This window comes from Streptomyces sp. NPDC020747, assembly GCF_044334695.1.
GTDB lineage: Bacteria > Actinomycetota > Actinomycetes > Streptomycetales > Streptomycetaceae > Streptomyces.
Genome location: NZ_JBIRTJ010000005.1, coordinates 320,944 through 340,576, shown reverse-complemented (window position 1 = coordinate 340,576; position 19,633 = coordinate 320,944). Strand labels below are relative to the sequence as shown.

Here is a 19,633-nt window from a genome sequence, read left to right as displayed (position 1 = left end):
CGACCAGCCCCCGCCCCTACCGGTGGCGCCGCCCGCGCCCGCCGGCCTCCTCAGCGGGGGTGCAGCAGGCGGTGCCCCCGCAGCACCCGGCGGTCGCGGTCGTGGTCGCGCCGGCCGCCGTACTGGTGCCGGTCTCCCGGGGCTTGGCGGCCCGGACGATGGCGGAGTGCATCCCGTCCGCGACGCCGTGCGTCGCGGTGATCTCGATCTCCCTGAACCCGGCCGCTTCGAGTCCCGCGCGGTATTCGGTGAAGGACAGGGCGCCCGCGATGCAGCCCACGTGGTCGCCGCGTTCGGCCCGCTGGGCGGAGGTGAGGGTGTCGTCGGCGACGACGTCGGAGATCCCGATCCGGCCGCCGGGCACCAGGACCCGGTAGGTCTCGGTGAAGACCGCCTGCTTGTCGGTGGACAGGTTGACGACGCAGTTGGAGATCACCACGTCGATCGTCGCCGCCGGGAGGGGGATGTCCTCGATGGTGCCCTTGAGGAACTCGACGTTCGTCGCACCGGCCTTCCGCTGGTTGGCCAGCGCCAGGGCGAGCATCTCCTCGGTCATGTCCAGCCCGTACGCCTTGCCGGTCGGGCCGACACGACGGGCGGAGAGAAGTACGTCGATGCCGCCGCCGGAGCCGAGGTCCAGGACCCGGTCCCCCTCGTGCAGGTCGGCGACCGCGGTGGGGTTGCCGCAGCCGAGCGAGGCGGCGACGGCCTCGGCCGGCAGCGTGTCGCGCTCGCCGCCGGTGTAGAGGGCGGAGCCGAAGTTTTCGTCGACCTCGATCGCGGCCGGTCCGCAGCAGGCGTTGCCGCCCTCGGTGACCTGGACCGCCGCCGCGGCGTAGCGCCGGCGGACGGTCTCGCGCAGATCGGTGGACTGCTCGGTCATGACCTTCACTCCTCAGGTGCAGGGCCTGGCGGGGCCCGGACATCGCTGGATTCACGTTCTTCGATTCAACCTTGCGCCTTGGATCGAAAAACGTCAACATAGAAGCATGTCGAAACAAGAGCTTGTGGTGCTCGGCCAGGACACGGTCGACGACTGCTGCCCGACCCTGCTGACCACCCCCTTGGACGAGGAGACGGCCACGGGCCTGGCGAAGGTGTTCAAGGCCCTGGGGGATCCGGTGCGGCTGCGGCTGCTGTCGATGATCGCCTCGCGGGACGGCGGGGAGAACGGCGGGGAGATCTGCGTCTGCGACCTCACCCCGGCGTTCGACCTGTCGCAGCCGACGATCTCCCACCACCTCAAGCTGCTGAAGCAGGCCGGGCTGATCGACTCCGAGCGGCGGGGCACGTGGGTCTACTACCGGCTGCTGCCCGAGACCACGGACAAGCTCGCCGCCGTCCTCACCCGCCCGACCGCCCCCGCCGCCGAACCCGCCGGGGCCGCCTCGTGAGCGACACGACCACCGTGGCGACGGGTCCGGTGGCCGGGCGGCTGTCGTTCCTGGACCGCTTCCTCGCCGTGTGGATCCTCGCCGCGATGGCCGCCGGCCTCGGGCTGGGCCGTCTCGTTCCCGGTCTGGGCGACGCGCTCGCGAAGGTCACCGTCACCGGGGTGTCCCTGCCGATCGCGCTCGGCCTGCTCGTGATGATGTACCCGGTCCTCGCCAAGGTCCGTTACGACCGCCTCGGCACCGTCACCCGCGACCGCCGCCTCCTGATCCCGTCCTTGGTCCTGAACTGGATCGTCGGCCCGGCCCTGATGTTCGCCCTAGCCTGGCTGTTCCTGCCGGACCTGCCCGAGTACCGCACCGGCCTGATCATCGTCGGTCTGGCTCGCTGCATCGCGATGGTCGTCATCTGGAACGACCTGGCCGGCGGCGACCGCGAAGCCGCCGCCGTCCTCGTCGCCCTGAACTCCGTGTTCCAGGTGTTCGCGTTCGCCGCGCTCGGCTGGTTCTACCTGGACACGCTGCCCGGCCTGCTCGGCCTGGAGCAGACCGCGCTCGACGTGTCCGTGTGGGAGATCGCCCGCTCCGTGCTGATCTTCCTCGGCATCCCGCTGCTGGCCGGGTTCCTGACCCGCCGCCTGGGCGAGAGGGCCAAGGGCCGCACCTGGTACGAGACCGAACTGATCCCGCGCATCGGGCCTTTCGCCCTGTACGGGCTGCTGTTCACGATCGTCGTGCTGTTCGCCCTCCAGGGCGACGCCATCACCTCCAAGCCCCTCGACGTCGTCCGGATCGCGCTGCCGCTGCTGGTGTACTTCGCGCTGATGTGGGCCGGGGCCATGGCCGTCGGCCGTGCGGTCGGCCTGGACCACCCGAAGGCGACGACGCTCGCGTTCACCGCCGCGGGCAACAACTTCGAACTCGCCATCGCGGTCGCCATCGCCACCTTCGGCGCCGCCTCCGGCCAGGCCCTCGCCGGAGTCGTCGGCCCCCTCATCGAGGTCCCCGTCCTCATCGGCCTCGTCTCCGTGGCCCTCGCCGCCCGCCGCTACTTCCCCGAGCCCGCACCGGTGGCCGACCCGGCCGCCTCACCGGAAGGTTCCGCCCGTGTCTGACTCTCCCGCCGCGAAGCCGTCGGTGCTGTTCGTGTGCGTCCACAACGCGGGCCGCTCCCAGATGGCCGCCGCCTTCCTCACCCACCTCGCCGGGGACCGGATCGAGGTGCGCTCCGCCGGGTCGGCACCGGCCGACGCCGTGAACCCGGCCGCGGTCGCCGCGATGGCGGAAGCCGGCATCGACGTGTCCGCCGAGACTCCGAAGGTCCTGACCGTCGAGGCCGTACGGGCGTCCGACGTCGTGATCACTATGGGCTGCGGCGACACCTGCCCCGTCTTCCCCGGCAAGCGGTACCTCGACTGGAACCTCGACGATCCCGCCGGACAGGGCGTCGAGGCGGTCCGGCCCATCCGGGACGAGATCGAGCGGCGCGTCCGCGGGCTGATCGCCACACTGCTGCCCGAGCCCGTCTGACCACAACCTCCGCTCGACCTCTGCTCGACCTCTGCTCGGCCTCTGCTCGACCGCCGCGAGTGACAGAAGACGAGTGGCGGGTAGGGTCCGCCTCATGAAGCTGGCCTTCTCCACCCTCGGCGTTCCCGGACTCCCGATCAGCGACGTGGTGCGGCTCGCCGCCACGCACGGCTATCACGGCGTCGAGCTGCGCGCTCATCCCGAGGAGCCGGTCCACCCCGGCATCGGCCTCGCCGAACGGGCCGACGTGGCGGCCGAGTTCAAGGCCGCGGGCATCGAGATCCTGGGCCTCTCCGGATACGCGCGCGTCGCGGCGCCGGGCGACGACGGCCCCGTGATCGCCGAGATCCGCGAGCTCCTCGAACTGGCCCGGGACCTCGGGGCCCCCTTCATCCGCGTCTTCCCTGGCGGCAGCCCCGACCAGAGCCCCGAGGAGGCCGATGCCACGGCCGCCCGGCGCCTGGGCACGGCCGCCGAGTGCGCCGCCGACCTGGGCGTACGCATCCTTCTTGAGACCCACGACTCGCACCGCACGGGCGCCGACGCGATCCGCGTCCTCGGCCTGGTCGGCCACCGCCAGGCCGGTGCCCTGTGGGACGTCATGCACACCTGGCTCGGCGGCGAACAGCCCCCGTCCACCTTCGCCGCGCTCTCCCCGCACCTCGGCTACATCCAGGTCAAGGACATCGCCTCCGCCGACGACACCACCCCGCTGCCGCTCGGCACGGGCGTCCTCCCCCTCACCGAGTGCGTCGAACTCCTCTCCCGCGAGGGCTGGGACGGCTGGCTGTGCTGGGAGTACGAGAAGCGGTGGTACGAGGCCGCGCCCCCGCTGGAGGGGTTGTTGGGAGCGGGCCGGGAGCACTTGGCGCGACTGCTGAACGAGTCGGCGTAGGCCCCCGCGCCTACGGAACCCCCGGGGCGCCCATGACGCCGTTGCCGAATCCCGCGGAGCAAGAGCCAAGTGTCGGCACAGTCCCAGCGACACGCCGCGCGCACGGCGTGTCGCTGGGACTCTCGCACCACTTGTCAGCCGCCTGCCGGATCGCCAACGGCATCCGCCCATGGCCGGGGGCACCCACGGAGGTGCGCGCCTACTGTGTGAGCACCCTCGCCCATACCGTCTTGCCGACCACTCTGCCTCTCAGCTCCCAGCTCTCCGCCAGGGCCGCCACCAGGGGCAGGCCTCGGCCCGACTCCGCGTCCAGGGGCGGGACTTGGAGTTCCGGGAGGCGGGGCGAGGCGTCGGAGACCTCCACCTCGACCGCCTTCTCGCCGTCGTAGGTGAGCGCCACCTCGAAGAAGCGGTCGGGGACGCGGGCGTGGCGTACCGCGTTCGTCGACAGCTCCGAGACGATCAGCTCGATCGCCTCGGCCGCGTCGGTCGGGATCCGCCATTCCGTGAGTACTGACCTGGCCCCGCGGCGAGCCTCCGGCACGGAACGGGTCGCCGGGGTGAGCCTGCGCCGCCAGGTCCGGACCCGGAGGTCGCGGGCGTCTCGGAGGTCTCGACGGACCCGGAGGTTTACTCCGTCACTTTCTGTGTTCACAGGAACACTGTCGGCCCTGATGGCTACCGTCACCAGTGACCGAGCGTCGACGCCTGCGGCAGGCAACTGTGCCTGTGCGGGCGTTGATTGGCGTTGAGTGCCGTAGAGGGGAAGGTTGCAATGGCGCAGCCCAAGAAGAACTCGTCGTCGCCCGCAGCGCAGTACTTCGCGGAGGTGCTGCGCATGCTGCGTACGAAGGTGGGGTTGTCGCAGAACGAGTTGGGCGAGCGGATGGCTTATACGGGGGCCGCGGTGAGCGCGGTGGAGACCTGCGCGAAACCGGCGACCGACGAGTTCATCGAGGCTGCGGAGAAGGCGCTGGAGGCGGGTGGGGTGATTGCGGCGGCCGCCAAGTACTTGCGGCTGGAACGGTATCCGGCCCACTTCCAGGGCATGGTCCAGTTGGAGCAGGATGCGCTGACCGTCTCCTCGTACTGCGTCCAGCTGATCCACGGGTTGCTGCAGACCGAGGCATACGCTTGCGCTCTGTACGACCACGCTGTTCCGCCGGTGGACCCCGAGGAGATCGAGCATCACGTTGCGGCCCGCATGGAGCGCAAGGCTCTGTTCGACCGCAAGCCTGTGTCGATGATCAGCATGGTGCTGGAAGAGGCCGCGTTGCGGCGACTTATCGGCGGCGCGAATGTGATGCGGCGTCAGTACGAGTACCTCGTCGAATGCGCCACGCGCCCCAACCTGGCGCTCCAGGTGATGCCCATGGGCCGGGCCGGACATGCCTGCCTGGCCGGTCCGATGACGGTCATCGAGACCCCGGAGGAGGTCACCCTGGTGTACTTGGAAGGGCAAGGAAACAGCCACTTGGTCTCCAAGCCCGACGAAGTGGGAGTACTCGCGCGGCGTTATGCGATGATCCGAACACAGGCCCTCAACCCCGAGGAGTCCGTGATTCTGATCGAGCAGTTGGCGGGTGAACTGTGAGCAACTTGACTTGGTTCAAGAGCAGTTACAGCGACAACACCGGCGGCGAATGCGTCGAAGCAGCCTTCACCTGGCGCAAGAGCAGCTACAGCGACTCGGGCGGCGGTGACTGCGTCGAGGCAGCCGGCGCCTGGGCCAAGAGCAGCTACAGCGACTCCGGTGGCGGCGAATGCGTAGAGGTGGCCACCACCTCCGTCATCCACATTCGTGACTCCAAGGACATCGCGCGCCCCTCCCTCCACGTCTCCCCCGCCGCCTGGGACGTCTTCATAGCCAAGGTAAGGACCGCCTCCCACCGCTCATGCTGATCCGCGAAGCCCTCCGTAACCTCCGTTTCACCTGGCGGCCTCTCTACCGGTTCACGCTGCTCGTCACCGGGCTCACCGCCCTCGTCGGGTGCGCTGTCGTGGGGGCCGGGTTCCTCCTGTCGTGGGGCACGTTCGAGGAGGTGCGGAGGAGCGCGGACCAGGATGTCGCCTACGAGGACCCCATCGCGGCGTACATCGACGGGACGATGGAGAATCTGCAACAGGTCGGCGCGGGCGTCACGGTGTTACTGCTGGCCCTCGCCGCGGCCGTGGTCGCCGTGTTGCAGACCGCGTACACGGTGGCCTTCGAGCACGCGTCGGAGGATGGTCAACAGACCCTGACTGTGCGTGAGTTGTGGGCGCGCATGCGTCCGCACGTCGGGGTCGCCTACTGGGTGCAGTGGCGGATCTGGCTGCGCGTCGGAGCGGTGGGACTCCTGGCGCTCATGACCTCGGTCGTCGCGGACTCGGGGGAAGTACCCGGTGTCGAGCGGACGCTGGTGGGTGAGACCGCGACCTGGCAGTACCGGCTCGTGGGCGGTGTCCTGCCGATCACCATCGCGGTGCTCGCCCTGCTGGTGTACTTCCGCCACTGCGTGGCCACGGCCGCGCTGGTGACAGAGAACTCCTCGTCGAAGGCGGCGGTTCGACGCGCCTGGGCGCTGACGAAGAGGGCGCCCTGGAAGACGTACGGCATCGGTCTGATCCTCATGGCCGCCGTCGTGCTCGCCTTCGTCGTGCTGCGATACGCGGCGACTCCCGTCGCACACCCGCTCGGGCTCGCCATGCTCTGGCTGAGCGACGACAACGCGTACATCACCGGGGTGCTGGTGCTGATCACGCCGACGGCGGTTGCCCTGCTCCTGCTGCCGCTGGTGATCCTGCCGCCCGTGTGCTCGGTGGTCGCCGTGCTGTACCGGGACCTCAGCGCGCGGGAGAGCCGAGTCGCTGCCCCCGTGGCGTGACACCGGCATCGACCCACAACGACTGCAATCGGGCGGCCCAAAACAGCACCACACCAACCCCATTGCGCACTCCCGTGCCCGCCCGTACCAATTTCCGGGAATCGGCGGAATTCGGGGAACCCATCCCCGCCACCCGGCGTCCAACTCGCATGCTGCCGGATGAGTCACCGCAGTGCGGTGTCGGCCTCGCTGCTGGCTGCGATCGCTGACTTACCCTCTCCGCCGCCTGCGGCCGACAGCACGCCGTCATCGGCGCGCCCCCCTCCAACAGCGCCGATGGCGGCCCCTCACCCAGTCGCGCCCCGGCCCCGGTCCGGTCATCGGATCCGCCGTGTCGGCTGTTCGCGCTATTGACTGGCAGAAATTTTCCGGATATCCGTGACTTCTTGGAAGTTTCCTTCATACTCGCCCCTCCACGGGCCCTCCGGGCCCTCTCCGGAAGGAGCGCACGTGCACACCTCCAGACGTACGCTGCTCGCGGCGACCGCGGGCACGGCGGCGGTCGTCGCCGTCGGTGGCGGTCCGGCGCTGGCCGAGGACGACGACACCGCCAGGCACGACGACAAGAGGCTCCGGGCCCTGATCTCCCGTATGACCCTTGAGGAGAAGGTCGGGCAGCTCTTCGTGATGCGGGTGTACGGGCACTCGGCGACCGCGCCCGACCAGGCCGACATCGACGCCAACCTCAAGGAGATCGGCGTACGCGATGCCGCCGAGCTGATCGCGAGGTACCGGGTCGGCGGGATCATCTACTTCGGGTGGGCGCACAACACCCGTGACCCGCACCAGATCGCGGACCTGAGCAACGGCATCCAGAAGGCCTCGCTGGCCCAGCCCCGTGGGCTGCCCGTGCTCATCTCCACCGACCAGGAGCACGGAATCGTCGCCCGGGTGGGCAAGCCCGCGACGCTGTTCCCCGGTGCGATGGCCCTCGGGGCCGGCGGCTCGCGCACCGACGCCCGTACGGCGGGGCGGATCGGCGGTGCCGAACTGCGTGCGATGGGCATTCGGCAGGACTACGCGCCCGTCGCCGACGTGAACGTCAATCCGGCCAACCCCGTCATCGGCGTACGGTCCTTCGGCGCCGATCCCCAGGCGGTGGCGGGGATGGTCGCCGCGCAGGTGAAGGGGTATCAGAGCGCCGGGGTCGCCGCCACGTCCAAGCACTTCCCGGGGCACGGGGACACCGAGACGGACAGTCATTACGGCTTCCCCGTCATCGAGCACACCGAGGCGCAGTGGGCCACGCTCGACGCGCCGCCGTTCCGCGCCGCCGTCGCCGCCGGGATCGACTCGATCATGACCGCGCACATCATGGTTCCGGCACTCGATCCGTCCGGCGACCCGGCGACCCTCTCCCGGCCCATCCTCACCGGCATCCTGCGCGAACGGCTCGGCTACGACGGGGTCGTGGTGACGGACTCGCTGGGCATGGAAGGTGTTCGGACCAAGTACGGGGACGACCGGGTGCCCGTGCTCGCCCTGAAGGCCGGTGTCGACCAGCTCCTCAACCCGCCGAAGCTGGACGTCGCCTGGAACGCGGTCCTCCAGGCCGTCCGCGCCGGCGAGCTGACGGAGGCACGCCTCGACGAGTCGATCCTGCGGGTGCTGCGGCTCAAGGCCAAGCTGGGGCTGATCAAGGATCCGTACGTCACGGGGCGTGGGGTGGACCGGGTCGTCGGGATCTCGTCGCACCTCAAGGCCGCTGATCGCATCGCCGAGCGGACCACGACCCTTCTCGTCAACTCCGGTGGTTTGCTGCCGCTTTCGCGTCGTACGCATCGGCGCGTCCTTGTCGTCGGGGCCGATCCCGCCTCGCCGTCCGGGACCACCGGGCCGCCCACGACCGTGCTCGGCGCCGCGCTGACCGAGCTGGGTTTCACGGCGACTGTTCTCTCCACGGGCACCGCACCCACCGACGCGACCATCGCCAAAGCTGTCGCGGCGGCCCAGGGCGTGGACGCGGTGCTCGTGGGGACGTACAACGTGACCGCCGCCTCCAGTCAGCGGACGCTCGTGAACCAGTTGCTCGCCACAGGCCGTCCGGTGGTCGCGCTCGCCATCCGCAATCCGTACGACGTGGCGCAACTGCCCGATGTCAAGGCCTACTTGGCGGCGTACTCCTGGACGGACGTCGAGCTGCGCGCCGCCGTGCGCGTGCTCGCGGGGCGTGCCGATCCGGTGGGCGAACTGCCGGTGCCGGTACAGAAGGCGGACAAGCCGACGGAGGTGCTGTACCCCGTCGGGCACGGCCTGAGGTACTAGCCCGGACGTACCGGGCCCGGCCTACTGGGCCTGACGTACGGGACCTACGCCGCACACCCGGCGCACCGCCCCCAACTGACGCAAAGCACCCCGTACGCCTGGCGGGGCCCGCGGCGACGGGTCACGCTTGGCGGGGAACCGGGGGGAACGCCATGCGCGATGTACGGGGCGTGGGAGCACGTCGTACGGGGCTGGTGTGCGCGCTGCTGATGCTGGTGGCGGTGGCATTGGCGCTCACGGGGTGCCAGCAGTCGTCCGGGACCGAGGAGCGTCGGCCGGACGAGACGACTCCGGCTCCGACGCGGGCCTCGGGCTACGGAGTGGTGTTCCTGGCGATCGACGAGTGCAGTTCGTTCGGGCGCGAGTCGTTCACCGAGGTGCCGTGCACCAGCGAGAAGGCGGCGGCACGGGTCGTCGCACGGCATGAGGGGAAGGTGGGCGGGGGGCCGCCCTGCCCCGCCACCACGGACTTCGTGCTGCACATCAGCGAGCAGAAGCCCTCGGCCGACGAGGACGGCGACGGCGCGGTCCCGCAGGGCTATGCCTGTATGCGCAACCTTGAGGCCCCGCATCCGGGCGACCCGGGCGGCGGCGGAGGTCCCCGCACCATCGTGGGCGACTGTGTCTACAGCGCGGGCAAGGGCGAGGTCCGTGAGACGTCGTGCGACAGCACGGGCGAGAAGGCGCCGGAGTTCAAGGTGACCGCGGCGGTGGAGAAGCGCACCGGCTGCCCCGCCTCGACGGCGTTGTACGTCCAGCTGGGCGGGTCGAAGCCGGTGGGCTGCGCCCGCCCGGTGTAGCCCCGGGATTTTCCCCGAGGACTCCACCGGACGGGCGTGGCAAGGGAATTGCCGCGTCGGCCGGTTACGGCCTCAGCTGGCGCTCCACCTTGCGCTTGTCGAGCTTCGAGTCGTACTTGGCCAGCGGCTTCGCCTTGTCCGGGTCGGCCTGGACGGCGGCGGAGGCGACGCCCGCCCACTCCAGGATCCGGGCCGTGGCGAGGGCCTTCTGGTCGGGGACGAGGCCCGCGACGTTGGCGCCGTGGTTCATCCCGGGAGCCGTGAAGACGTACGAGTCACGCGCGCCCTTGCCGACGCGGAACGGCTCGGCGCCCCACGGGTCGTTCTGGCCGTACACGAACAGCATCTGGTTCGCGTTGCGCTTCACCCACGCGTCGACGTCGTGCATCGCGCCGGGCTGGAACTTCATGGAGATGTCGCGCGGCACGAAGTTCCGCGGCGGCAGGTAGCCGTAGCGGATGTACTTCTTCTCGATGTGCGGGAAGACGATGGTCGGTGCGCCGAGCTGCGTACCCGCCTGGTAGAAGTACGGCGTGTACGGCTCCAGGCCCTGGTCCGTGTAGAACGAGAAGCCGGAGATCGTGTCGATCGAGTTCCAGATCTGGTCGTCGGTCGCGGTCTTGGCGTTCGGCGGGATCAGCTCGTCCTCGTTGCAGTCGGCCGCCTGGGCGTACTGCCAGAAGCCCCAGACGTAGTCGAGGACGACCGCCTCGTACGCCTTGTCCAGGCTGCCGATGGTGTTGAAGGTGTAGCCCTCGGCGGCGGCCACCTCCTTGTACTTCTTCTCCAGCGACGTACGGCGGACGAGTGCCTCGCGCTGCACCGCGTTCAGCCGGGTGCGGCACTCCTTGGTGCCGACCTTCGCGAAGAACCGGTCGTACGCCGAGTCCTCCTTGTTCACCACGTCGTTGGGGGCGACGTACGCGACGACGCCGTCCATGTCACGCGGGTAGAAGCGCTCGAAGTAGGTGGCGGTCATGCCGCCCTTCGAACCGCCGGTGGAGATCCACTTCTTGTCGTAGACCGGCTTGAGCGCCTTGAAGATGCGGTGCTGGTCGCTGGCGGCCTGCCAGATGTCCAGCTTGGTCCAGTCGGCCGGCGCGGGCCGGGACGGAGTGAAGTAGCGGTACTCCATCGAGATCTGGTTGCCGTCCACGATCTGGGCCGGCTCGCTGCGGCGCGGGGTCGTGGAGACGTTGTAGCCGCCGGTGAAGAAGACCGTCGGGCGGGCCGTGTCCTTGTGCAGCACGGTGATCCGCTGCTGGAAGGTGCCCTTGGACGGCTTCCGGTGGTCGACGGGCTGGGTGTAGTTGAGGACGAAGAAGCGGTAGCCGGTGTAGGGCTTCTCCTCGATCAGGCTCATGCCCGGTATCGCGAGGAGCCGGTCCTTGATGTCCGCGGCGTCGTCGTTGACGACGTTCGTGCCGGTGGCGTCCGGCTGGGCGGCGGTGGCCGCCCCGGCCGTGCTCACGGTGCCTATCAGCACCACGAGAGACAACAGCCATCTGAGCGTTTTGCGCATGCGTTCTCCCCTGAATACGCAGATGTCCGCCGGAACCTAGCGGAGCAACTGCTGTCGCACCAGGGGATGTTGGGCGCATTACGGACATGATGGCACGAAGATCGCGTAACTCGGCCGGGAGAGCCCGCCCGGCGGAGAATCCGGTCGACCGGGAATCCAGTCGGCGGACAGTCCGGTCGGCGGAGAAGACCGGTCAGCAGAGAATCCAGCCCGTGCTCACCGAGCCCGAGCCGACGGCGCCCTTGATCCACACGCAGCGGTTGCCGGCGTGCACCCTCACCGGGCCCGCGTACTTCTTGAACATCCCTTTGTGGGGGACCGCCTGGTTCCCCCACGCCCGCACGCTCACCAACATGTACTTGCGGGCGCCCACCTTCTTGGGACGGGTCACCGCGCAGACGTAGCCGCGCTTCTTGTAGACCTGCACGTACCCGGTGGAGAAGGTCACCGTGCGCACCTTCCGCCCGGCGCACGGGCTCGCCGCCGACGCGTCACCCACTCCGGGGCCCGCGAGCGCCAGCAGCCCGGACGCGGCCACCAGGGCGGTGCCGAGCGCCAGACGTCGGCGTATCACGCCCATGTCCACTGGTGTCCCTTCCACGGCCCGCAGCAATCGGCGTACTGATGTACGGACGCATGACGTACGACGAATGGTTGCGCGGAAAGTGCTACCGGGTCACGTCGGCGTACTGACGGTCGCTGCCGTGTCCTGGTCGGGCTCCCCCACGAACGTCCGCCACAACTCCGCGTACCGGCCGCCGCGTGCGAGCAGTTCGTCGTGCGTGCCGTCCTCCGCGACCCGGCCGTCGGCCATGACCACGACACGGTCGGCGCGGGCCGCGGTGGTCAGGCGGTGGGCGACCACCAGCGTGGTGCGGCGGCCCGCGATGCGGTCGGTGGCCTGGTTGACCTGGGCCTCGGTGGCCAGGTCGAGGGCGGCGGTGGCCTCGTCGAGGAGCAGGACGTCCGGGTCGACGAGTTCGGCGCGGGCCAGCGCGATCAGCTGCCGTTGCCCGGCGGAGAGGTTGCGTCCGCGCTCGGCGACCTCGTGGAGGTAGCCGCCGTCCAGCGTGGCGATCATGTCGTGCGCGCCGACCGTGCGGGCCGCCGCCTCCACCTCGGCGTCGCTCGCGTCGGGGCGGCCGTACGCGATGGCGTCCCGGACCGTGCCCAGGAAGAGGTACGCCTCCTGCGGGACGACGCCCAGACGGTGCCGGTAGGACGTGATGTCGAGGGAGCGCAGATCGGTGCCGTCGACCGTGACCCGGCCGCCGGTCGGGTCGTAGAAGCGGGCCACGAGCTTGACGAGGGTGGACTTTCCGGCGCCCGTCTCGCCGACGAAGGCGACGGTCTGCCCGGCCGGGATGCTCAACCGGACGCCGCTGAGGGCCTCTTCTGCTTCGTCGGCGGAGCCGTACGCGAAGTCCACGTCCTCGAAGGCGATCTCGCCCCGCAGCGAAAGGACTTCGAGCGGCTCGTCGGCGGCCTTCGTCGACGTCGGCTCCTGGAGCAGCTCCTGGATCCGGCCGAGCGAGACGGTCGCCTGCTGGTACCCGTCGAAGACCTGCGAGAGCTGCTGCACGGGGGCGAAGAACAGGTCGATGTAGAGGAGGTACGCCACCAGCGCACCCGTGGTGAGCGTGCCCGCGTCGACCCGGCCCGCGCCCACGATGAGCACCGCCGCTGCCGCCACCGACGACAGCAGTTGTACGAACGGGAAGTAGATGGAGATCAGCCACTGGCCGCGGATACGGGCCTGGCGGTAGCTGTCGCTGCCCTCCGCGAACCGCTTGCCGCCCGCGCCCTCGCGGCGGAACGCCTGGAGGATCCGCAGCCCGGACACCGACTCCTGGAGGTCCGCGTTCACCACGGAGACGCGCTCACGGGCGAGTTCGTACGCCTTCACGCTGGAGCGGCGGAAGAAGAACGTGCCGATGATCAGCGGCGGCAGGGTCAGGAAGACGACCAGGGCAAGGCCCACGTCGATCACCAGCAGGGCGACCATGATGCCGAAGAAGGTGACGACCGAGACGAACGCGGTGACCAGGCCCGTCTGGAGGAACGTGGACAGCGCGTCCACGTCCGTCGTCATCCGGGTCATGATCCGGCCGGTCAACTCCCGTTCGTAGTAGTCGAGTCCGAGGCGCTGGAGCTGGGAGAAGATCTTCAGACGCAGTGAGTACAGGACGCGTTCGCCGGTGCGGCCGGTCATGCGGATCTCGCCGGTCTGCGCCACCCACTGGACGACGACGGTCACCAGGGCGAGCGCGGACGCGGCCCAGACGGCGCCGAGGGCGACCTCGGAGACGCCCTGGTCGATGCCGTGCCGGATCAGGACCGGCAGCAGCAGCCCCATGCCCGCGTCCACGGCGACCAGGCCGAGACTCACGAGGAGAGGGAGCCCGAAGCCGCGCAGCAGACGCCTCAGGCCGTACGACTCCTCCGGCGTGACCGCGCGTGCCTCGTCGATCTCGGGAATGTCGGTGGCCGGGGGCAACGCGTCGACCTGGGCGAGGAGTTCGGGGGTCGCGGGCGAGCCGTCGAGGGCGGTGTCCTTGGGCTCGCGGTCACCCGTCCACAGGTGTGGGGTGACGCCACGCTCGGCATCGAACTCGGCGTCCAGTTCATCCCGTACGGACGTGTCCTCCTGCGGACAGGTCGGCCGGGCGTGACCGGGTGAGACTCCGCCCAGCTCGTCCGGGTCGGTGAGCAGGCGCCGGTAGAGCGGTGAGCGTTCGGTCAGTTCGCGGTGTGTGCCGATGTCGGCGAGGCGGCCCCCGTCGAGGACCGCGATGCGGTCGGCGAGGTTCAGGGTGGAGCGGCGGTGGGCGATGAGGAGTGTGGTGCGGTCGGCCATGACCTGCTTGAGGGCCTCGTGGATCTCGTGCTCCACGCGGGCGTCCACGGCCGAGGTGGCGTCGTCCAGGACCAGCAGGCGGGGGTCGGTGAGGATCGCGCGGGCCAGGGCCACGCGCTGGCGCTGGCCGCCGGAGAGGGTGAGGCCGTGCTCGCCGACCTTGGTGTCGTAGCCGTCGGGCAGGGCGGAGATGAAGCCGTGCGCCTGGGCGGCCCGGGCGGCGGTCTCGATCTCCTCCCGGGTGGCCTCGGGGCGGCCGTACGCGATGTTGGAGCGGACGGTGTCGGAGAAGAGGAAGGAGTCCTCGGGGACGAGGCCGATCGCGGCCCGCAGCGAGTCGAGGGTCAGCTCGCGCACGTCGTGGCCGCCGATGAGGACCGCGCCCCCGGTCACGTCGTAGAAGCGGGGCAGCAGGAGGGAGACCGTGGACTTGCCGGAACCCGAGGAGCCGACGACCGCGAGGGTCTCGCCCGCGCGGATCTCGAACGAGAGACCGTCCAGGACCGGGCGGCTGTCCTCGTAGGCGAAGGACACGTCGTCGAACTCGACGGTTGCGGGGGCGTCGGCGGGCAGCGGCTTCGTGCCGTCCTTGATCGACGGCCGGGTGTCGATCAGCTCCAGGACGCGTTCGGCGCCGGCTCGGGCCTGCTGGCCGACCGTGAGGACCATCGCGAGCATGCGGACGGGTCCGACGAGCTGGGCGAGGTAGGCGGAGAACGCCACGAAGGTGCCGAGGGTGATCTGGCCCTTGACCGCCAGCCAGCCGCCGAGGGCCAGCATGGCGACCTGGCCGAGGGCCGGGACCGCCTGGAGCGCGGGGGTGTACCTGGAGTTCAGCCGGATCGTGCGCAGGCGGCCCGCGAAGAGCTTGCGGCCGATCTCGCGCAGCTTGCCGGTTTCCTGGTCCTCCTGGCCGAAGCCCTTGACCACGCGTACGCCACTGACCGCGCCGTCCACGACACCGGCCACGGCGGCGGCCTGTGCCTGGGCGTACCAGGTGGCGGGGTGGAGCTTGGAGCGGCTGCGCTTGGCGATGACCCACAGCGCGGGGGCGACGGCGAGGGCGACCAGGGTGAGCGGCAGCGACAGCCAGGCCATGATCACGAGGGAGATCAGGAAGAGCAGTACGTTCCCGACCGTCATCGGGAGCATGAAGAGCAGGCCCTGGATGAGCTGGAGGTCGCTGGTCGCGCGGCCCACGACCTGGCCGGTGGACAGCTCGTCCTGGCGCCGGCCGTCGAGGCGGGTGATCGTCTCGTACATGTCCGTGCGCAGGTCGTGCTGGACGTCGAGCGCGAGACGGCCGCCGTAGTAGCGGCGGATGTAGGTGAGGACGTAGACGACGACTCCGGCGCCGATGAGCATGCCTGCCCAGGGGGCCATGCCCCGGGTGTGGTCGCCGACCACGTCGTCGATGATCACCTTGGTGACCAGCGGGACCAGTGCCATGACGGCCATGCCCACGAGCGAGGCGCCCAGCGCGAGCACGACGTCCTTCGGGTACCGCCAGGCGTACCCGGCCAGCCGTCGTGCCCATCCCCGCTGTGTCGCCACGAGTGCCTTCCATCCGTCCGGTCGAATCCTGATCGTCCGGAAGGCACCAACGCGGACGGGAGGGGATTTCATCCCTCCGCAACAATCGGGGTCACGCCGGGGCAGGTGTCAGAGGCGGACCCTGAGGGAGTAGAAGCGGGTGATCTGGACCGCGTTCTGGTTGTCGTCGCTGACCAGGAGCAGGTTCAGCCGGCCGTGACCGCCGCCCGTGACGGCGAGGCCCTCGATGTTGTCGAGGAGCGGGTTGGGCTGGGGCTGCTTGGCCTCGGCGCCGAGTGAAGGACAGTTCACGAGGTCGGCGAGCAGGGTCTTGCGGACGAGGCGTACGCCACTCTGGCCGGTCAGGTCGTCGATGCCGGACGTGTCCGTGGCGCGACGCGGGTCGGCGAGGTAGAGGCGGACCGTGTTGCCGACGCCCGCGGTGAAGCCGCGTTCCAGGACGAGGAGGCGGCCGTCCGGGGTGGCCGTGGTCTCGGAGACGTTCAGGCCGGTGTCGGTGCGGTAGCCGTACTGGGCGTCGAGGGCGAAGTGGCTCCGCTGCCGCTCCCAGGTCTGGAAGCGGACGATGCCGGTGGTGTCTCCCGCGAGGGAGCCCTCCATCCCTGCCAGCAGGGTGCGGTTGCCGGGGCCGGGCAGGAAGGTCAGGCCCTCGAAGGTCTGGTTCGACGTGGCCCGGCCCGCGGGGGCGACCCTGAGCGCCTCCGGTACGGGGAGGCGGTCGAGGATGCGGCCGTCGCGGGCGTAGCGGCGTACGGAGGGCTCGGTCTCGGAGGCGACCAGCCGGGTGCCGTCGAGGTCCACGGCCAGGCCCTCGGAGTCGAGCGCGGCACCGCTCTCGTCGGCGAGCGGGACGACGGAGGCGGGCCTCAGCGTCCCGCGGTCCAGCGTGAAGAGTGCGGACCGGTCGGAGACCGCGGCGATCCGCCCGTCGCGGTCCACGGCGAGCCCCGAGAAGTTGCCGACGAACGCACCCTCGTACGTCGTCTTGTCGAGCGCGTCGGAGAAGCTCTCGATGGAGACGGAGGGCGAACAGGCGTTGCCGCGCTGGGCGTTGCCGCGCTGGGCGTTGGCGGGCGCCGCGGCGGTGAGGCAGGCGGCTGTCGCCAGGGCGGCCGTGACGGTGGCGAGGAGTGGTCTCAGGCGCATGGCGTCACGGTAGGCGGAGGTGGGTTGAGGGGGAGGGTACTGGCCGTAAATTCCAGGGGGACGGGGGACGGTGAGCCCCCGGCATCGGGGAGCCGGAGGGCGCGCGGGCGGCCGGCGCACGCGCGCCCTCCGGCCAGGCCTTCGCCCTCAGTCCTGGTAGACCTTGTTGTTGCCCGCGCCGCCGGAGAGCGTGTCGTTGCCCTGGCCGCCGTGGATCACGTCGTCTCCGGTGTTGCCGAAGATCGTGTCGTCGCCTCCCAGGCCGTACAGGGTGTCGTTGCCCTTGCCGCCGTAGAGGGTGTCGTTGCCGGAGGAGCCGCGCACGATGTCGTCGCCGTCGTCGCCGTACAGGGTGGTGTAACCGAGGCCGTCCTCGCCGGTCACCGTGAGGGTGTCGTTCCCGGCACCGCCGCTGCACTGGTACTCGCAGCCGGTGAGGATGGTGTCGTTGCCGGCCTCGCCCAAGGAGCCCTTGACCCAGACGCCGTCGACGCCTTCGAGGTGGTCGGCGCCGTCCCCGCCCTTGAGGACGTTGGCGCCCTTGCCGCGCAGGGTGTCGTCGCCCGCGCCGCCGTAGAGGGTGCCCTGGGTGGAGACGTCGTCGCCGACGGTCACGGTGTCGTCGAGGTCACCGAGGTCGACGTCGTAGATGTCCGAGTCGTCGGACCCCAGGGGCTCGGGCTCCACGCACTCCACGACGGTGTGGTCGGCCGCCGAGGGGTACGTGCACGCGTCCGTGGTGATGGTGATCTCGAACTTGTCCCGGAAGGTGACGAGGTGGTCGCCGCCGAACTCGTTCGGGTCGACATCGATCATCTTGGTGGAGATCCGGAGGTCGTTGACCTGTCCGGCGGCGGCCCGGTACCAGATCGCGCCGTCATAGCGCTCGACGGTGGTCGTGGAGGCCGCCGTGTCGGCCTGGGCGGCGGGCGCGGCGAGGACCGCTCCTCCCAGGGCCAGGACGAGGGTGGAGGTGGCGGCGATGCCTCGTAAAACGCGCATGCGAAAGAGACCCTTCGTGGAGTGTGTGCTGAACGGAGTCGGCGGCGAGGGCGCCGGTCGAGTCGTCGGGGCCCTCGCCGCGATCGGCTGTCGGCGATCGGACGGCCGGTGCGGCCCGCACGGCCTGTGCGGTCCATGCGGTCGGTACGGTCCATACGGTCTGTGCGGTCTGTGGCGGGTGTGGTGGGTGTGGTGGGTGTTGTTTTCCGATCACCCGTTCAGACAGCGGACCGGGGGCGGAGGTTGCCCCGAAAATCGCTTCTTTTCGCCGAACTCCGCAGGTCAGAGGGGGTTACTAGCACTCCTGGGTGAGCTCTTGCGGAAGCCCGGGTGAACGTTCTCCCTCGTCGTGGAGGCGCCCGGATGCCGGAGCATCGTCTTGACGAGTTTCGCGACCGTGGCCGGCGGGACGCCGGTGGTGTCGATCAACTCGGCCTCCCCGCGCAGCCAGGGCAGTGCCTCGTCGTAGTCGTGGAGATGGTCCAGGCGCCACGCGCGGGCGCCGATGCTCTCCGGGTCCGTGTCGTTCTGGATGCGTTCGACGAGCGTGTTGTGGTCGGCGTGGAGGACGAAGTGGCGTAAGGGGATGCCGACTTGGACCAGTCCCGCGCGGATCTCACGCCAGTACGGCTTCTCCAGCACGGACTGCGGGACGACCAGCGTGCCGCCCACGTGGTCGAGCACCTGACGCGCGGTCTCCACCACGAGACCGCGCCACGGCGGGAACTCCTGGAAGTCGCGGACCGGCTTCCCCAGGACGTGCCAGAGCATGTAACCGATCTGCTCGGTGTCGAGGATCCTGGAGTCCGGGAGGAGGGTGGTGAGTTCCCTGGCGGTCGTGGTCTTGCCCACGCCGAAGGTGCCGTTGAGCCAGATGATCATGAAGTGGGCACCGCCGGGAAGGCTTCCTGAGGGTCGGTCGTGGGCGTGTAACGCTTCGCTCTGGTCGGCACGAGGTCCTTGTGGATGGCTTTGGCCACGGCCTGAATCGTCGTCACCCCGTAGTTCATGGTGCTGTTGCCGTGGGTCAGGATCGAGATCGTGTAGTCGTGGCCCGCGCCCTTGAAGGTGCCCACGCTGTGGACCCGCCAGCCGTGCGTGGAGCGGGACAGCCAGCCGTTCTTCACATGGACGGCGACGGAGGAGGGGGCTCCCGCCGGGGTTCCCCAGCGCTGCGAGGAGACGACCTTGCCCATGAGCTTGAGCACGTAGGCCCGGGAGTTGTCGCTCAGAACCGGGTTCCTGGCGGTGAGCAGCGCGAGGAGCTTCTGCTCGTCCTGGACCGTGATCCGGGTGAGGCCCCAGTAGCCGTTCGCGCCCGGCTTGGTCCAGGTCATGCCGGCCGCGGTGAGGAAGCCCTTCACCTTCGTCGTGCCCAGCTGGTTCCAGAGCTTGGTCGTGGCCGCGTTGTCCGACTTGGTGATCATGGCGGTGGCCAGATCGGACTCCCGCTGGGTGAGAAGGCGGCTGGTCTTCTTGGCGTCCCAGAGAAGCGTGGCGAGGACGGTCACCTTGACGACGCTGGCCGAGTCGTAGGCCTGCGTCGGTCTCAGCGTGCAGGTGGTGTTGGTACTCCGGTCGTGGAGGCCGACGGCCACGGTGCCCCTGCGGTTCGCGAGGGCCGTGGTGATGTCCTTCTGCAGTTTGGTGGCCAGGGCCGGCTGGGCGGACGTGCAGGTCGCCCGCGGTGTCGTGGCCGCGATCGCTGGTGTCACGGCCACGGTGAGCGGCACTAGGACCCCGGCACCGAGGCCCGCGCAGAACACACGGGTACGCCGGGATATCCGGTGAGTCATCGAGTACT

General features: G+C 70.0%; 18 protein-coding genes. 9 read left to right on the top strand and 9 right to left on the bottom strand.

From position 1 onward, the window contains the following. Nucleotides 1–16 precede the first annotated feature (16 nt). Nucleotides 17–883, bottom strand: a complete 867-nt coding sequence (gene arsM / locus ACH4YP_RS16685) for an arsenite methyltransferase (RefSeq protein ID WP_398490983.1) — start codon at nucleotides 881–883, stop codon at nucleotides 17–19. Between the two features lie 106 nt (nucleotides 884–989). Between arsM and ACH4YP_RS16680 the strand changes: the two genes are divergently transcribed. The 4 genes from ACH4YP_RS16680 to ACH4YP_RS16665 all read left to right on the top strand — a co-directional run bounded on the left by ACH4YP_RS16680 (nucleotide 990) and on the right by ACH4YP_RS16665 (nucleotide 3,816). Further along, on the top strand, nucleotides 990–1,394 hold the full coding sequence (locus ACH4YP_RS16680) for an ArsR/SmtB family transcription factor (protein ID WP_398490982.1): 405 nt from the start codon (nucleotides 990–992) through the stop codon (nucleotides 1,392–1,394). Further along, nucleotides 1,391–2,506, top strand: a complete 1,116-nt coding sequence (arsB, locus tag ACH4YP_RS16675) for an ACR3 family arsenite efflux transporter (RefSeq protein ID WP_398490981.1) — start codon at nucleotides 1,391–1,393, stop codon at nucleotides 2,504–2,506. The genes ACH4YP_RS16680 and arsB overlap by 4 nt, the downstream gene beginning before the upstream one ends. Further along, complete coding sequence (locus ACH4YP_RS16670) at nucleotides 2,499–2,921, top strand: arsenate reductase ArsC (RefSeq protein WP_398490980.1); 423 nt, start codon at nucleotides 2,499–2,501, stop codon at nucleotides 2,919–2,921. The genes arsB and ACH4YP_RS16670 overlap by 8 nt, the downstream gene beginning before the upstream one ends. Nucleotides 2,922–3,015: 94 nt before the next feature. Then, the gene (locus ACH4YP_RS16665; RefSeq protein ID WP_398490979.1) at nucleotides 3,016–3,816 is read left to right on the top strand and encodes a sugar phosphate isomerase/epimerase family protein; all 801 of its coding nucleotides are present in this window, start codon (nucleotides 3,016–3,018) and stop codon (nucleotides 3,814–3,816) included. Nucleotides 3,817–4,015: 199 nt separating this feature from the next. On the opposite strand, the gene ACH4YP_RS16660 is transcribed toward ACH4YP_RS16665, so the two are convergent. After that, nucleotides 4,016–4,471 carry an ATP-binding protein gene (locus ACH4YP_RS16660; protein WP_398490978.1) on the bottom strand — a complete coding sequence of 152 codons (456 nt, stop codon included), beginning with the start codon at nucleotides 4,469–4,471 and terminating at the stop codon, nucleotides 4,016–4,018. A 120-nt stretch (nucleotides 4,472–4,591) separates the two neighbouring features. On the opposite strand from ACH4YP_RS16660, the gene ACH4YP_RS16655 reads away from it, so the two are divergent. The 5 genes from ACH4YP_RS16655 (at nucleotide 4,592) to ACH4YP_RS16635 (ending at nucleotide 9,748) form a co-directional block, all read left to right on the top strand. Continuing rightward, nucleotides 4,592–5,410: a Scr1 family TA system antitoxin-like transcriptional regulator gene (locus tag ACH4YP_RS16655; RefSeq protein ID WP_398490977.1), complete on the top strand. Its 819-nt coding sequence runs from the start codon at nucleotides 4,592–4,594 to the stop codon at nucleotides 5,408–5,410. Next, on the top strand, nucleotides 5,407–5,718 hold the full coding sequence (locus tag ACH4YP_RS16650; RefSeq protein WP_398490976.1) for a DUF397 domain-containing protein: 312 nt from the start codon (nucleotides 5,407–5,409) through the stop codon (nucleotides 5,716–5,718). Before ACH4YP_RS16655 ends, ACH4YP_RS16650 begins: the two co-directional genes overlap by 4 nt. After that, a complete protein-coding gene (locus tag ACH4YP_RS16645; protein ID WP_398490975.1) occupies nucleotides 5,712–6,683 on the top strand; it encodes a hypothetical protein in 972 nt (323 codons plus the stop codon). Before ACH4YP_RS16650 ends, ACH4YP_RS16645 begins: the two co-directional genes overlap by 7 nt. A gap of 450 nt (nucleotides 6,684–7,133) precedes the next feature. Continuing rightward, a complete protein-coding gene (locus tag ACH4YP_RS16640; RefSeq protein WP_398490974.1) occupies nucleotides 7,134–8,948 on the top strand; it encodes a glycoside hydrolase family 3 protein in 1,815 nt (604 codons plus the stop codon). Between the two features lie 152 nt (nucleotides 8,949–9,100). Further along, nucleotides 9,101–9,748 (top strand): hypothetical protein, encoded by a 648-nt coding sequence (locus ACH4YP_RS16635; protein WP_398490973.1) that lies wholly within the window; start codon nucleotides 9,101–9,103, stop codon nucleotides 9,746–9,748. A 64-nt stretch (nucleotides 9,749–9,812) separates the two neighbouring features. On the opposite strand, the gene ACH4YP_RS16630 is transcribed toward ACH4YP_RS16635, so the two are convergent. From ACH4YP_RS16630 to ACH4YP_RS16600, 7 genes are all read right to left on the bottom strand, one after another. After that, nucleotides 9,813–11,270 (bottom strand): S28 family serine protease, encoded by a 1,458-nt coding sequence (locus tag ACH4YP_RS16630; RefSeq protein ID WP_361056991.1) that lies wholly within the window; start codon nucleotides 11,268–11,270, stop codon nucleotides 9,813–9,815. A gap of 193 nt (nucleotides 11,271–11,463) precedes the next feature. Next, nucleotides 11,464–11,856: a hypothetical protein gene (locus tag ACH4YP_RS16625; protein ID WP_398491078.1), complete on the bottom strand. Its 393-nt coding sequence runs from the start codon at nucleotides 11,854–11,856 to the stop codon at nucleotides 11,464–11,466. Nucleotides 11,857–11,946: 90 nt separating this feature from the next. Continuing rightward, entirely contained in the window at nucleotides 11,947–15,681 is a 3,735-nt protein-coding gene (locus ACH4YP_RS16620) for an ABC transporter ATP-binding protein (RefSeq protein WP_398490972.1), read from the bottom strand. Nucleotides 15,682–15,789: 108 nt separating this feature from the next. Further along, a complete protein-coding gene (locus ACH4YP_RS16615) occupies nucleotides 15,790–16,827 on the bottom strand; it encodes an esterase-like activity of phytase family protein (protein ID WP_398490971.1) in 1,038 nt (345 codons plus the stop codon). Between the two features lie 147 nt (nucleotides 16,828–16,974). Beyond that, the gene (locus tag ACH4YP_RS16610) at nucleotides 16,975–17,829 is read right to left on the bottom strand and encodes a calcium-binding protein (protein WP_398490970.1); all 855 of its coding nucleotides are present in this window, start codon (nucleotides 17,827–17,829) and stop codon (nucleotides 16,975–16,977) included. 282 nt (nucleotides 17,830–18,111) lie between these two features. Beyond that, nucleotides 18,112–18,711 carry an AAA family ATPase gene (locus tag ACH4YP_RS16605; protein WP_398490969.1) on the bottom strand — a complete coding sequence of 200 codons (600 nt, stop codon included), beginning with the start codon at nucleotides 18,709–18,711 and terminating at the stop codon, nucleotides 18,112–18,114. After that, complete coding sequence (locus ACH4YP_RS16600) at nucleotides 18,708–19,625, bottom strand: serine hydrolase (protein WP_398490968.1); 918 nt, start codon at nucleotides 19,623–19,625, stop codon at nucleotides 18,708–18,710. The genes ACH4YP_RS16605 and ACH4YP_RS16600 overlap by 4 nt, the downstream gene beginning before the upstream one ends. Between the last annotated feature and the right edge of the window lie 8 nt (nucleotides 19,626–19,633).

Coding starts and splice junctions, on each gene's coding strand:
- ACH4YP_RS16655 (WP_398490977.1), top strand. CDS start 4,592: ATGGCGCAGCCCAAGAAGAACTCGTCGTCGCCCGCAGCGCAGTACTTC.
- ACH4YP_RS16680 (WP_398490982.1), top strand. CDS start 990: ATGTCGAAACAAGAGCTTGTGGTGCTCGGCCAGGACACGGTCGACGAC.
- ACH4YP_RS16635 (WP_398490973.1), top strand. CDS start 9,101: ATGCGCGATGTACGGGGCGTGGGAGCACGTCGTACGGGGCTGGTGTGC.
- ACH4YP_RS16630 (WP_361056991.1), bottom strand. CDS start 11,270: ATGCGCAAAACGCTCAGATGGCTGTTGTCTCTCGTGGTGCTGATAGGC.
- ACH4YP_RS16645 (WP_398490975.1), top strand. CDS start 5,712: ATGCTGATCCGCGAAGCCCTCCGTAACCTCCGTTTCACCTGGCGGCCT.
- ACH4YP_RS16665 (WP_398490979.1), top strand. CDS start 3,016: ATGAAGCTGGCCTTCTCCACCCTCGGCGTTCCCGGACTCCCGATCAGC.
- arsM (WP_398490983.1), bottom strand. CDS start 883: ATGACCGAGCAGTCCACCGATCTGCGCGAGACCGTCCGCCGGCGCTAC.
- ACH4YP_RS16610 (WP_398490970.1), bottom strand. CDS start 17,829: ATGCGCGTTTTACGAGGCATCGCCGCCACCTCCACCCTCGTCCTGGCC.
- ACH4YP_RS16605 (WP_398490969.1), bottom strand. CDS start 18,711: ATGATCATCTGGCTCAACGGCACCTTCGGCGTGGGCAAGACCACGACC.
- ACH4YP_RS16600 (WP_398490968.1), bottom strand. CDS start 19,625: ATGACTCACCGGATATCCCGGCGTACCCGTGTGTTCTGCGCGGGCCTC.
- ACH4YP_RS16615 (WP_398490971.1), bottom strand. CDS start 16,827: ATGCGCCTGAGACCACTCCTCGCCACCGTCACGGCCGCCCTGGCGACA.